This is a genomic window from Arcticibacterium sp. GJ41-1 (assembly GCF_055808875.1).
This window is the reverse complement of sequence record NZ_CM147888.1, coordinates 4,286,363-4,299,515: the sequence shown is the minus strand read 5'-3', so window position 1 is coordinate 4,299,515 and position 13,153 is coordinate 4,286,363. Positions and strand designations below refer to the sequence as shown.

General features: G+C 35.7%; 12 protein-coding genes. 6 read left to right on the top strand and 6 right to left on the bottom strand.

Translation table 11 applies throughout. The features are described from left to right. Positions 1-8 precede the first annotated feature (8 nt). On the bottom strand, positions 9-458 hold the full coding sequence (locus AC0L6O_RS17640; RefSeq protein WP_473304221.1) for a hypothetical protein: 450 nt from the start codon (positions 456-458) through the stop codon (positions 9-11). Between the two features lie 57 nt (positions 459-515). On the opposite strand from AC0L6O_RS17640, the gene AC0L6O_RS17635 reads away from it, so the two are divergent. The 4 genes from AC0L6O_RS17635 (at position 516) to AC0L6O_RS17620 (ending at position 4,664) form a co-directional block, all read left to right on the top strand. Next, the gene (locus AC0L6O_RS17635; RefSeq protein ID WP_473304219.1) at positions 516-2,129 is read left to right on the top strand and encodes a T9SS type A sorting domain-containing protein; all 1,614 of its coding nucleotides are present in this window, start codon (positions 516-518) and stop codon (positions 2,127-2,129) included. Positions 2,130-2,166: 37 nt separating this feature from the next. Further along, on the top strand, positions 2,167-2,829 hold the full coding sequence (gene pxpB, locus AC0L6O_RS17630) for a 5-oxoprolinase subunit PxpB (RefSeq protein ID WP_473304217.1): 663 nt from the start codon (positions 2,167-2,169) through the stop codon (positions 2,827-2,829). A 107-nt stretch (positions 2,830-2,936) separates the two neighbouring features. Further along, on the top strand, positions 2,937-3,896 hold the full coding sequence (locus AC0L6O_RS17625) for a 5-oxoprolinase subunit C family protein (RefSeq protein WP_473304215.1): 960 nt from the start codon (positions 2,937-2,939) through the stop codon (positions 3,894-3,896). A gap of 30 nt (positions 3,897-3,926) precedes the next feature. Further along, positions 3,927-4,664 carry a 5-oxoprolinase subunit PxpA gene (locus AC0L6O_RS17620; RefSeq protein ID WP_473304214.1) on the top strand — a complete coding sequence of 246 codons (738 nt, stop codon included), beginning with the start codon at positions 3,927-3,929 and terminating at the stop codon, positions 4,662-4,664. Here AC0L6O_RS17620 and AC0L6O_RS17615 read toward each other — a convergent pair. Beyond that, the gene (locus AC0L6O_RS17615; protein ID WP_473304212.1) at positions 4,651-6,360 is read right to left on the bottom strand and encodes a 3-coathanger stack domain-containing protein; all 1,710 of its coding nucleotides are present in this window, start codon (positions 6,358-6,360) and stop codon (positions 4,651-4,653) included. The two genes, AC0L6O_RS17620 and AC0L6O_RS17615, sit on opposite strands and share 14 nt — an antisense overlap. Positions 6,361-6,688: 328 nt before the next feature. Here AC0L6O_RS17615 and AC0L6O_RS17610 point away from each other — a divergent pair, with 328 nt between their 5' ends. Both AC0L6O_RS17610 and AC0L6O_RS17605 read left to right on the top strand, forming a co-directional pair. After that, a complete protein-coding gene (locus tag AC0L6O_RS17610; RefSeq protein ID WP_473304211.1) occupies positions 6,689-7,270 on the top strand; it encodes an RNA polymerase sigma factor in 582 nt (193 codons plus the stop codon). A 1-nt stretch (position 7,271) separates the two neighbouring features. Then, positions 7,272-7,913 (top strand): hypothetical protein, encoded by a 642-nt coding sequence (locus AC0L6O_RS17605; RefSeq protein WP_473304209.1) that lies wholly within the window; start codon positions 7,272-7,274, stop codon positions 7,911-7,913. Here the strand turns inward: AC0L6O_RS17605 and AC0L6O_RS17600 are convergent. From AC0L6O_RS17600 to AC0L6O_RS17585, 4 genes are all read right to left on the bottom strand, one after another. Next, complete coding sequence (locus tag AC0L6O_RS17600; protein ID WP_473304207.1) at positions 7,910-10,561, bottom strand: CHAT domain-containing protein; 2,652 nt, start codon at positions 10,559-10,561, stop codon at positions 7,910-7,912. The genes AC0L6O_RS17605 and AC0L6O_RS17600 overlap by 4 nt on opposite strands. Next, complete coding sequence (locus tag AC0L6O_RS17595; RefSeq protein ID WP_473304206.1) at positions 10,561-11,520, bottom strand: hypothetical protein; 960 nt, start codon at positions 11,518-11,520, stop codon at positions 10,561-10,563. The genes AC0L6O_RS17600 and AC0L6O_RS17595 overlap by 1 nt, the downstream gene beginning before the upstream one ends. Positions 11,521-11,657: 137 nt before the next feature. Then, positions 11,658-12,059 carry a hypothetical protein gene (locus AC0L6O_RS17590; RefSeq protein WP_473304204.1) on the bottom strand — a complete coding sequence of 134 codons (402 nt, stop codon included), beginning with the start codon at positions 12,057-12,059 and terminating at the stop codon, positions 11,658-11,660. Positions 12,060-12,163: 104 nt separating this feature from the next. Further along, positions 12,164-13,120, bottom strand: a complete 957-nt coding sequence (locus AC0L6O_RS17585; protein WP_473304202.1) for a hypothetical protein — start codon at positions 13,118-13,120, stop codon at positions 12,164-12,166. Between the last annotated feature and the right edge of the window lie 33 nt (positions 13,121-13,153).

Below are 13,153 nucleotides of genomic sequence, written 5' to 3'. Positions count from 1 at the left end.
AGTCAGGTTTAATGTGAAACAGCGTTAAATTCTAAGTTAATTTCCTCACCAACTCCAGATAAGAAGTTGCCAGTAGGGGCTTGTAATGTTAATTTTCCGGTTTGTAAGACAACAATTTTAAAGTCGTAGTCTAAGTCGGAGAGTTTTACGTTGACCACCTCTTCGCCACCTACAAAATCCCAAACGCCCTTGCTTATTATGTTTCCAGAAGTTTTATCTACACCTCTTACCTCGTTGTCACTACGGAATTCAAAATTCATAGCAAATAGGAAAAGAGCCTGAGTCTCTAGGTCAGAGGTTGAAATAGTTTGACCTGAAACGTCTGTAAATCTTGATAACTCCCATTGGTTAAGAGAAATTAATTCAGTCGTTGTTTTTGCTGAGGATGGGTCGTCTTTTTTGTCTTTACAGGCCGTGAAAACAAGAGAGACTAATATTAAAACCAGAACTTTTTTCATGATATCAAATATAGGTACATTTGTATAACGCATTTAACATACAAATTTAGTTAAAATTTGAGAGCTTTCTTCGCATTTATATTCCTATTTTGTGGTTCTGTTGACCTTGTTTTAGGTCAGTCATGCAATGATTTTGCTGATTTTAGCCCTTCGGGGAATAGTCAAATTGATTGGAATAAGTTCCCCGAATTTGACTTACCATTTAAGCTGATTTACGGTGGTGAGATTCATAATGGAAATGCTGGTGGAGCTTTAAAACATGGTTTTTCGCATATTACAGATTCTAGATATTTAACCAGTGTTCCTTTTTCAAATAGAGCTTTTATCTACTATGGTGTGGCTTATCCCAATCAAAATCAACCTTGGGAGTTGGAAAGAAGTCCATGGAACAATGATTTGGGTATTTACCAGCAAAAATGGAAGACAGATTTTACAAATTTTGCTAGTTCACTTGGGAATAATGATTTTGTTGCTAGCGATATTTTCATGTTTGACATTGAACGCGTTTGGCGATTTGATAATGAAATCCTTCAATTTAAAAATGCTGATATAGTACCTGAAAACTATAAGTCACTCTCTGATGAGGATTTTGTCAATACTTACAAACGGGATACCAGAGATTTATACGCCACTGCCGTTAGCAACTTTCTTAGCAATGGAAAGCATCCTGATACCAAAATTAGCTCGTATGCAGATGCTCCTATATTTAACACGTTTGACAATATTCAAGGAAAGCCTTGGGAACAATGGATTCAAAACCCAGAACATGTAAACTTTATCACCAAAGATGATATTGGAAATGTGGGTGGGTCTTTCTACGAGCAAATGGATTTCATGTCGCCATCGGCTTATTATTATTATGATTATCCACACCAGTTTGCGGGAGAGTATTTATCGTATATGATGTTTCAGATTGAAGCTAATAAGGCTTGGTCTACCAAACCTGTAATACCTTTTTTATGGCTAAAATATAGTGCAAATCCTGCCTTAGTTAACCAGCCAATAAAGCCTTGGATGGCTGAGGCAACAGCTATCTTCCCTTTTTTCTCAGGAGCTGATGGTCTTTGGCTTTGGGAGAATCCGACTTTAGTAGGAACTCAAACAGACTTTACCGCTTATGAATATTTTAATAAAGGACTTTATAGGCTGAGCGAGTTTAAAAGTTTTTTTGAAGGTACTTATGACTTGGTTCAAGAAACTTCGGCTCGTGATTATAATGAAAACAAGCAACCTATCTGGCGTGGCGTGGTAAAGGGAAATGAAATATTGATAGCTGCTCATAATCCTTTCGCTTTAGATGAGAATGAAGAGGTGACCATTGGCTTTAGCTATCAAAATTGGTCTGGCTCTGTTGCTTTAAAGGGCTATGAGGTGTTTCTGTGCAAATTTGACATGAGTACACTTGGGAATGCCTTGGAGGAGCCTTTGATGGTAGTTTATCCAAACCCTGCAAGTGATAGGTTAAAAGCTAAGTTTGATTCAAAATTTACGGGTTTGGCAGCAGTAAATTTAATAGGGGCAAAAGGTGAAATTCTTAAAGAAAAGCTTTTTGAGGTTGCCAAAGGTCTTAATGAAATTGAACTAGATGTTTCGGATATTCAAAACAATCAGTTTTATCTTCAAATCAAGATTCAGAATCAAGTCTTTTTAAAGAAGGTTATAAAATGGTAGCTTACCATTTGTGCTAATAAACCCAAAACGGTTTTCTATGAAGTATGAAATTTATCCCTTGAGTGAGCACGCCATAAGTCTATACTTTGAGCAGAAAATTTCACCTGAGATTAATGATTTGGTTTTATCGGCTTGTGAGTGGATAAATAAAAATCCTATGGTGGGGTTTGTGGAAGTGGTGCCTGCTTATGCTTCGCTAACAGTTTTTTATAAGATTTTAGAAATTAAACCGCTGGTAAAGAGTGGAACGGTTTCGGGGTATGTTAAAGATTATCTGAAGAGCATTCCTTTTGAAGAGTTAACTCAAGTAGAAAGAAAACAGAAAATAGTAGAGATACCTGTAAAATATAATGGTGAAGATTTGATGTTTCTTTGTAAAGAAAAAGGTATAGAACGTGCTGAATTAATCAAACTTCATACGGCTCCGGACTATAGGGTTTACATGATGGGTTTTCTTCCCGGATTTGCTTATTTGGGAGGTTTGGATGAAAAATTGAATATGCCTAGAAGGGCTAAACCAAGAATACGAGTGCCAAAAGGCAGTGTAGGCATTGCAGGAAATCAGACGGGAATTTATCCGGTTTCAAGCCCAGGAGGATGGCAATTGATAGGGCAAACAGATGCCGTTCTTTTTGACCCCAAAAAGAAAAAAATGACCTTGTTAAATAACGGTGATACGGTCAGGTTTGTAGAAGTGTGAACTAAGATTTGTCTTGATTTCGTTTGAATATTTCAAGAATCCCTCTACCTTGATGCATGTAAGCAGTGAATTAGTGTTATAAAACTCTTAAAATAAAGCTCTTAATATTGATTTTTCTAAAATCTGGAATATTGACAAGTATTCAGGATATTGGAAGGTGTGGCTTCAAAGACAAAGGGATTAACCCCTCTGGTGCAATGGACACTCTTTCAATGAGGTTACTGAATATTCTATTAGGAAACGAGGACACCGAAGCGGTTCTGGAGTTTCATTATCCTACCCCTACCATTACTTTTGAGGAGCATGCTCTCTTTGCCATTGGCGGAGCGAATTTTTCTGGTTCTTTAAATAATAAAAATATTTCTAATTGGAAGGTTCATGAGGCTAAACCGGGAGATATGTTGTCTTTTGGTAAAAAAATAAACGGAGAACGGGCTTATATAGCTATTAAAGGTGGCTTCAATCTTAAGAAGTCTTTGGGTTCTAGCAGTACTAATTTGTTAGGCGGCTTTGGCGGGAAAAAAATAGAGAAAGGAGATTCTTTAGATTTAAACTTGAAAAACGGACAACTGTTTGCTGCTACTAAAAAAGTTTCTTTAGCACCTAAAACAGTCAATGTTAATTTAAGACCTGCTTTTGAGCAAAATCAAGAAATAAGGGTTATTGCAGGTAAAGACCTCAGTAACTTAGATTTAGAGAGTCGAAACAAGATATTTAATCAATCTTTTATAATTTCTTCTCATGCAGATAGAATGGGTTATAGGTTAGAAGGGGATTGCTTGAATTTACAATCTTCCGATGAGCAGATTTCTTCTTCTGTTGCCTTTGGAACTATTCAGTTACTGCCTGATGGGCAATTGGTTATTTTAATGGCAGACCATCAAACAACTGGAGGCTATCCCAAGCTTGGGAATGTTATTTCTGTGGACCTTCCTATTTTGGCTCAGTTGTCAGTAGGTCAGCATGTAACCTTTAGAGAAATATCTATGGAAGTGGCTGAAAGCGTTTTTCTTAAGCAAGAAAGAGAAATGAAAAAGTTTAAATCAGCAGTACAGCTGTATTTATAATTTATAGAAAATACTTCAATCTAATATATTATGGCTCGGTCGATAAACATTAACTGCGACATGGGCGAGATTCAAGACTCATGGGACTCTGGTAGAGATAAAACACTTTTAAACTATGTAGATGCGGTGAATGTTTGCTGCGGTGAGCATGCCGGAAATCATTTACTCATAGAGGAGACCATAAAACATGCAATCAAACTTGGTCTGCAAATAGGAGCTCACCCGAGTTACCCAGACAGAGAAAATTTCGGTAGGAAAGTATTGCGTATGCCGATAGCCGAACTCAAAGATTCTCTAAGAGAGCAAATACTTTACATTAAAAACTTGGTAGAACTAAATGGTGGCAAATTGCACCATGTGAAGTTTCACGGGGCTTTATATAATGAAGCTGCAGTTAATCCTGAAGTAGCTGCATTACTTGCGGATGTAACTAAAGAGGTAGATGATAGCTTGATTTTATTTGGGCTAGCTCAGTCTAAAGGTGTTACTAAATATGAAGAGCTAGGATTGAAAGTATGGCAAGAGGTATTTGCCGATAGGGCTTATGAGGTAAGTGGTAGCTTAAGAGATAGAAACTTAGAAGGTGCTTTAATTCATGAGCCTCAAAAAGCTTACGAACAAGTCAACATGGTGCTTGAAAGAAGTGAATTAGTAAGTTATTCTGGCGAAACTTTAGAGATATCTGGAGACACCTTTTGCATTCATGGTGATGCTGAAAATGCCTTAATAATAGCTCAGTTTATGAAGGAGAGCTTTAGTCAAACTTAACTCTTACAAACACGTCCGGGTCTAAAACGAAATCACCTTTTGTTGATTTTAGAGCAAAGTGATATTCGTCTTCTGGCAGTTTACCAAGGTTGAAACAAGTGCCAAATCCACCAAAGGGTTGAAAGTCTCCCAGTTGTGTATTAGTTAGTTGCATGTCTACATTTATGTCTCCCTGAAAAACATTTACAATGACGGTTGAGTCAGCTAGTCTATTAAAGACGGTAGTACCACAGAAATGCCCACCACAAGAACTTCTTGTAACTAAATAACGGTCAACTGTTTGGCCGTCGTCGGTGGTGAAATCTATATAGAAGTCTTTTTGGACGTTACCAATATGTTCTATCCGAGTTACATCTAGGTACCTTTCTGTAAATGGTTCCCAAACAGGGGTATAATCTATTGAGGCACGCCATGAACCGCCGTTGATTCTATACGTAAGATTTGTGATTCCACCTTTTAGATAAAAATTCCAGAGGTCATAATTATTATATTGCCCATAGTGCAAATCATTTGATAAGTGAAATGGGGTATTTAAATTGGCGTAATTCTCAATTGTATCTAATACAGGTAGTGATCTTTCTTCCCTATATAAGTATTCCATTTGAGTAGTTCTCTCATCTGGGTAGGTAGGACATCCTTCATTAGTTCTGAGGTGTACATTAGAAGGGCCTGTATAAGGGTGTCTATAACCCCAAAAGAATCGGCTGGAGTCTTTGTCAACTCCAATTTTCGTCATTTTTAGATAAGGGTCGCTGGAGCTTATCCGGTATTCTGGCTGAGAAATGGCGAAGATTGTTCCTACCATTTCATTTGAACTTGCGTTGGTGTATATATGAGGAATGTTGTTGCCGTGATTATGGAAATCTTCGCAAATTACTTCAGAACTATCGGGGTTGTAATTTTGACTGGTATTTATACATTCACCAATATTTGCACTAAATATTGTGGAACTATCTGATTCAAAACCTGGGAGTAGTTCAATACTGTTTCCTCCTTTGGCTGTAAAGGAGCTAGAAGGAGAGATTTCAAAACTTAGTTGTAAGCTATTGATGGCTTGTAGGTTTTGGTTTCCGCCACTCGGGGAACTTACATTACTGGTTTCAGAGCAGAAATAGGAGTATATCACACTTCCTCCTTCTGGCTGTTTTAGTAAAATGTCGGTGTCGTCGTTGGAGTAGTTTGTAATGGTCAGTAGGTAGAAACTACCAGAGTCCGGGTTATAAAGATTTAAAGTTGGTTCAATTGCAGAGTAATCGCAGGATTTAGGAAATTGTGAACTTGTAAAACAAGTGGAATCTAAATCGTTACCTATAATAGGTCCCCAAATAGCGGCGTCAATATCATATTCACTTGAGTTTTTGAAATTAAATGTGAGCGAGTCACCATCGAGTACTTTGACCAGAAACCATTTTGAATTATTATAGCTTAACAGGCATCCAGGATTAAAGTTGTTTGGTACTTCATAGCACTCTGAATTGTTAGTAATGGCTGGGAAAACTAATTCTTCAGTCGCAACAAGGTTTTCTCGGTTCGCTGGAAATAAGTTACACACTACCTGACAGCTATCATATATGGTGCTTACAGAATTGTAGGATTTGCGGGGCTCTTTTTTGTCTTGTGCTAAAAGCGAAAAGCTAATGAGGATAAAACAAGAAATTCTAAATAGATCACCGCCTTTGATGATTTTATATAGCATTTAGAAGAAAAACGAATTATTATGGAAAGCATCTAATTATCAATAACAAAGATGCTCGTTTCCTTTCAGAATTGCTAAAGAATTTAGATTTTAATTAAAAGTTTGTATAACATTTTAAATATTATGTTCCGTCTACTTATTATGTGGCAGCGTTTTGGTGTAGTAGTAGGGGTTTACTAAAAACTGATTTAGTCTTTTTGATAGAATTATAAACTTAATTTTTGTGACCTTTTAATATGTTTTATTGCCGTTAAATAAAATTTATACTCTTAATTTTTGTTTATTTGGTGAGAAAAAAAGCACTTCGGGTAATAAACCACTACTGATTTTGACGGATAAAGAAATTGTTGAAGGAATTAAAGCAGGTGGGCTTGCGGAGAATAGAGCTATTGAAAAGTTCTATGAGCAAAATAAGACCTTGCTGTTAGGTTTTCTTAGGAAGTTTAGTAATCAGGAAAACGCAAAGGAACCTGAAGATATCATATGGGAAGGAATAGAAGCCTTGGTCAATAATATCAGAAAAGGGAAATACCAATTTAAGGAAGGTGTAACTCTTAGTTCTTACCTAAAAAGTATCTTAAAAAACTTATGGTTTAAACAATTGAGCTCAGAATCTGCTAGGTTAAACCGTCAGTATACTTATTTTGACCAAGACCAAGTTGAACCTGATGTGTCTCAACTACTATCAGATAAAGAAACTTGGGACAATTATCTTCAAATTTTTGAGAAAATAGGGAAAAATTGCAAAAGGATATTACATTCTGTCTTTGGTCTCGGATATACTATAAAAGAACTTGGAGCTGAGCTTGTAGCGGAAGGCGTTTATGATAACGAACAAGTTTTAAGAAACGCAAAAAGCAAATGCTTAAAAAAACTGATGCAAGTAATTACAGATACCAGACTTCGTTGAAATGTCAGAACAAGATTTAGAAATATTAGAAGCCTACCTTAAATCAGGCAAAAAAGATAAGGAGTTAGAGGAACGTCTGAAAAATGAACCGGAGCTTGTAGAAGCTTTGGCGTCTATGACGGTAGTTTATGAGGGTTTTCAGCGTCAAGCTTTACGTGATAAGATAAGAGGAATTCACCAAAGTAAAATGACCGAGTGGAGCGAAGAAAAGGTTGTTAAGTTTACTCCAAATCGCGTTTATCTTAAGGTTGCTAGTGCTTTAGCGGCTGCTTGTCTTGTGTTTACTATCTATCTCGGAAATGCTTCTTTTGAGTTGCCAAATCAACTTGTTTTAGAAGAAAGGGGAGCAACAGATTCATCTGTTGGAGATAATGAAGTTTATCAAAAATACATACAAGCTCAGGCTTTTTTAGGGGAGGGTGATTTTAAAGAGGCGGCGAATGCTTTTTCTGAACTTAAATTTAATGCTGGTTTGAGAACCTATTATCAAAATGCTGCTCAATGGTATGAAGTAGTAGCTTTATCAGAGGTTGATGAAGAGAAAGCATCATTACTTTTTGATGAATTGCAAGCTAAGGAGGCGTTTAAATATCCAATTTCATTGATGGAAAGGTTAAAGATGAAAGTAAGACTTTGGTTTTAGAATTTCTTATTTCTCCAGACTCCAATTAGCATTAGGATTATAAACATACTTCCAATTAGCCACCATTTGTAAAGTTGCCAAAAGGTCATTTCTAATGGTTCATCGCTGCCAATCAAAATAAAATTGGCCCAATAATAAGGATGGTCAAATTCTTGACCAATGTCAGATGCCCTAAAGTCTAATTTCGCCTGACGTAATGCTTTTGCTTTGTTCCAACCTTTACTCAGGTAATGGTGTAGCCTTTCAGAAAGCCATGCGGTGCTCTGGTCGTTTGCTTTCCATAATGTGGTGATTACAGCAGGGCATCCAGCGTAAGCAAATCCTCTGGCAAGCGACATTAAACCTTCGCCTTTTTGAAGTCTTCCGCCGCCAGCTTCACAGGCAGATAACACCACCAATTGCGTGTTTTTAAGCGATAAATTATAGAGTTCTTCGGTATAAAGTTTATAGTCTGAACTATCTGGAAAGAAAGCTATAAAGGATTTGGAAGGGTCGGTGTCGTCCATTTGGGCATGGGTGGCAAAATGGATTATGCCATGCTTTTGGTAGTTTTCTAAGAATTTGATTTTTGTGGCATTTTCGTTTTTATAAACAGTTCCGTCAATTTGGTTTACCTCGCTGTCCGAAAAAGGCAACTGGCCCAAGCTTTTATTTCTAAATAAGCTTGAGGTCCAGCCTTGATTTGTATATGGGGCGAAAGCAAGAATATTCGTCAAATCACTTAAGTGTTTTTTTACTCTTTGCTCTAAAGTCAAAGTGGATGAGTAGTTATAAGTGATGGAATATTTTTCTAATAAATAGCTATCTGTAGCGTATGCTAAAACTTCATAGGGAAGTATATTTAAGAGTCCATCTCTAATGATTGTTAAATTCTCAACGCCCTTTAAGTAATCAGATATAGGTTCAATCAACTTGCTATAAAAGAATTGAGCTTCTGAATTGGAGTTATAAACTCCCAAGCCAGGGTTTAAACTTATATTATTAATAAAGCTTAAAAGTCTGTTGTCAAATTCGGTGTCTTTTTGAAGTTTTATGATTCCCTTTTTATTATTCTTTATAACATAAATGTAGATATCAGTTTCATCCATGAAATAGGAAATTAAGAGCTCTTTTGGTTTAAGTTTTTTTTGGATTTCCTCTGTTTCAGCTGGTTTCCAGAAATAGTTTTCCTGATAGTATGTGGGGTTTTCTTTTTTTATTTTTTGACTTAAAATACTTTGTTCTATTTGTGCCTGTCTTATTTTTAGGGAGAGAGTTGAATCCAATCCGTATTCTGTAGCCTTAATGGAAAGAGAACTTATTTTTCTGTCTAAATGTGCCAATTCTTTCACAAAAGGTTCCTTTATATTTATTCGTCTATTTATTTCTAAAAGTTCTGCTGCTTTAGTTAATTCCAAAAACTCAAAAGCATTTTGGGTATTAGCATATTTTAAAACTTCCGAAGTTAAATCATGAACCTCTGCTGAAACTCTAAATTTTGCTTGAGAACCTATATTGTTTTGACGTACGTGAGAAAGCCAGTTAACTAAATTCTGGTAGTCGGAAATTGCTTTAGTTTTTTCTGCTTTTTTATAAAGAAAAGCGGTTGTGTGATTTGTAGATATACTGGTATAATTAGTCAAATTAGTATTGCTTAAAACTAGGCCAGCTTCATACAATGTGTCCAGATTATGATTTGGGATTTCTAATTGAATTAGAATTGCATCCAGTTGTTCTAATACGCTAATTGGATTTTGTTTTACTAATAAGACTTTTTTCAACGCAGAATTGTAATCACCTCTTGAAATTGATGATTTGGCAAGACCGAGTTGGTTTCTTTGGACTACTATTTGGCCAAGAGGCTTTTTAGCAAACCCTGAATGAGTAATGGTACTTATGGAGTTATGAAAACTTGTTTCTGCTTTTACTGGCCTATTAGTCTCCTGATATAATATTCCTAAATCATAAAGTCCTTTGGCCTTGTTTAGGGCTTCTCTCGATGTTTGAACCGCTAGCAAGTAATATTTTTCTGTTTCGGTTTTCTGGTTTAGGAAATAGTAAGCTCTGCCTAAATTTCGATAAACATATGAAAGTAATTCTGGGTCTTTAAGGTATGTTTTTCCTATTCTTTGAGCTTCTTTTAAATAAATGACACTTTGTTCCCAATCGCCATTTAATTGGTGGTAATAGGCATAATTATTTAAGAGGCTCAGTAGATTTGTTGGTACGCTTTTTTCAATTTCAATATTTGACTTATACAACTGATAAGCCATTGAAAGGTTTTCAACTAAATTGTTATCAACTAAATAAAGAGAACCCAAATCAGAAAGTAGCTTAAACCGAATAGTATTAATAGGCGTGCTTGTAAACTCTAAAGCTTCCTTTATACCTTTTTGATATGTTTTAATAACCTCATTATAATTAGCCTCTGCATAAAAAGTCCATGGCAGGTAGTAATAAGTATCAATGGCTTCAGAAACTTTACCTTTTCTCTTAGCCCAGCTTTGATAGGATATTAATTTTGCTCTAGCTTGTGATGGCTCAATTCGACCATTGTTTAAAGAATCGATTATTTTAGATGGGTAATTACTATGAGTAGAAAACACCAAGTCCTGAGCTTCTAAAGCGAAACTCAGGGCAAGGGATAATATGATTAGATAAATCTTCATTAAGGCATCATTCCTGGAGGTGGATTACTACCTGCACCTCTGCTAGGTGGGTTATTGTTGGAACATTTTAAACAGCTATAACCCTTTACTGTTTTCTCATTATATTGGGGGAAAACATTCCCTTGTAAATAACTTAGCCAAGCGGAGAAATCTATAACATCACCATTTTGGTCAAAATATCTATTTTGTATTTGAGGGTTTAGTTGTTTATAAATAGTTCTAAACCTGAAAGATTTAATTCTAGGATTATTTGATTTGAAAAGGATTTTGTCAACACTTCCTAAAGGCGTTTCTGAACTGTTACTTAAATCTATAGTTCCTGAATCAGTATTAACAATAAGTCCGGGTCTAGTACTCTCCATTTTAAAAACAGAAGGATTTAGACGCAATAAACTGTGATAATTAATAGGGCTTTTTCTGTCTTTAAGGAATTTCATTGTATTTAGAATTTCAGTATAATTCTCTTCCACAATATCTTCTTTAAATCTATATACTTTCTCACCTCTTATAGTAGCTTCTTGTCGTAAAGTATTGCCTGCCAATCTGAAATAGTAATGCTTATTTGGTTCGTCCTTACATATTTCGGCATCAAAAGGGAGGTTGTAATTGTAATTGTTTGTCCATGTGGCTTTTTTGAAGAACAAGTGCCTCAAAAAAGGACCCATTTTGATTATTTTATTTGGGATGGCACCCCCTTCAAAAACATAGACATAATTATCTTTAGCCATGTATCCATTGCTATTTACACAATCTGCCGTACTATCAATTAGTCCAATAGCCGAATGGTCAGCATTAAAATAACCATTGGAAGAAAAGTTTAAGGTAGAAGGATTGATGTTTCCAGACTCTACATAAACTTCTGTCAACTTCATTTCAGAAGTAATGGGCTTGTTAACCCTGCAAGCTTGAAAAGCAAGAGCGGCTGTAATGATGAGAAATAAGAGTTTTATTGATTTCATTTTAAAATATTGGTTTGTTTGGGGTATATACTTTTAAGGGTGGGTTTGTGATTTTTTTAATTTTAAAATTGATATTTCTCGGTAATAATACGAAAAGGTCTGAGGATTTGAGGTGCTCTTTTAATGTATGCTGGTTTTTATGGAAATGGAACTTCTTCTATTTCACCAACTATTAGTTTAACACGGTCTGCTTTTAAATACCTCCAGCAAAAACCGCCATAATTTGATAGACATACACTTGCTTTTTGGTGGTCAGTTTTTCCACTAGACTCCAATAATTCGATAATATCGTCAATTCCTCCAGCTGATTTATAGATATAAGTTTTACCATTTTTTGTAGCCACCATTTTCTCGCCTACTAACTGTTTTTTGGATTTGACTAAAACTAACTTTTTTGAGTCAAATTTATCGTTGCTTCCTATTACTTTACTTATTAGAGCTTTTTTATTACTTCTACTTGTGTTGACATTAGCATTTTCCTGAGAGAAACCAAATAAAGCAGTAAATAAGAATGCGATTGTTAAAAATGTACTTTTCATTTTTTTGTCTTTTATGTTTTAACCCTACCCCCTTTAAGCCGTTTCGGTTATCTGCTTTGTTTAGTAGGTAATACTTGTGCATACAGTTTCTGTAACTTCCAGTTTTAAAAACTTTTAGAAAAGCTTAATAAAATGGTCTGCTGATAGTGTGGTTTCAGCGGCTTGTTTGTGAAATCGCCCTGCAAGGTGGCTCTGTGCATTAAATAGACATCGGTGAATAATTTGACTTTAGTTATAAAAAGACCATCCAAAAGCCCATTTTTGGCAATGTTTGTAAAGTAATTTGATGAAAGCCCAACTCTATATTGTAATTGAAGCCACTCTTTAAAACTTCTGTCATACCATACATTGACCTCGGCACCTAAGGGGCTAGTTACTTTCTTAATATAATCTCCGTTGTTTTGTATTGAGTCGGTATAAAAGCCTCTATTGGCAATACCTTGATTAGTCAGGCCGTATAAATTGACAGAATATGGAGAGAGCGAAACCCTTAAATAATCATCTGGCTGAAATTTAATGCCAGGAGAAAAAGAGATGTCATAAGGATTAAAGAAACCCTGAATTTGACCATTTTGATATTCGTCTTTTAGAAAGTCGCCATCATATACTTTTAAAGCGGATGTGAATATTTTGGCTATGAGGTTTACATTCCATTTTTGATTTTTCTTTGATGATATGGAGAAGTCGTGAAATGAGCTTAAGTCATCGGAGGTTCGCTTTAGTGGCAAATTACTGTTTCCCCCATCTTTTAGAAGTCCTATAGTATAATGGAAATCGTTGGTCATATTAAATCTTGCGTTTTCTTTGATGTAATTGACGCCAATGTCCAAGGAATTATTGGTGGCAAAACCTTTGTTATCTGTGCCGATTGGGTTGTTTAATTCCATCGCGTGACTTACGTTCAGACCTATGGTGAAAAGAAATTCCCAAGAAGATTCTTCAAATTCTCCTTCAGTAGTTTCTATTTCTAGTTCAAGTGTATTTGGGATAGTTTCGGCTGGCGACTGTGAGAACGCAAATTGGCTTGTAAGGTATAAGAGGGCTACTAGTATCTTATTCATATTTGACTGTTTATGGTCAAATACTAGTGATGT

Coding starts and splice junctions, on each gene's coding strand:
- AC0L6O_RS17640 (WP_473304221.1), bottom strand. CDS start 458: ATGAAAAAAGTTCTGGTTTTAATATTAGTCTCTCTTGTTTTCACGGCC.
- pxpB (WP_473304217.1), top strand. CDS start 2,167: ATGAAGTATGAAATTTATCCCTTGAGTGAGCACGCCATAAGTCTATAC.
- AC0L6O_RS17620 (WP_473304214.1), top strand. CDS start 3,927: ATGGCTCGGTCGATAAACATTAACTGCGACATGGGCGAGATTCAAGAC.
- AC0L6O_RS17615 (WP_473304212.1), bottom strand. CDS start 6,360: ATGCTATATAAAATCATCAAAGGCGGTGATCTATTTAGAATTTCTTGT.
- AC0L6O_RS17605 (WP_473304209.1), top strand. CDS start 7,272: ATGTCAGAACAAGATTTAGAAATATTAGAAGCCTACCTTAAATCAGGC.
- AC0L6O_RS17600 (WP_473304207.1), bottom strand. CDS start 10,561: ATGAAGATTTATCTAATCATATTATCCCTTGCCCTGAGTTTCGCTTTA.
- AC0L6O_RS17595 (WP_473304206.1), bottom strand. CDS start 11,520: ATGAAATCAATAAAACTCTTATTTCTCATCATTACAGCCGCTCTTGCT.
- AC0L6O_RS17590 (WP_473304204.1), bottom strand. CDS start 12,059: ATGAAAAGTACATTTTTAACAATCGCATTCTTATTTACTGCTTTATTT.
- AC0L6O_RS17585 (WP_473304202.1), bottom strand. CDS start 13,120: ATGAATAAGATACTAGTAGCCCTCTTATACCTTACAAGCCAATTTGCG.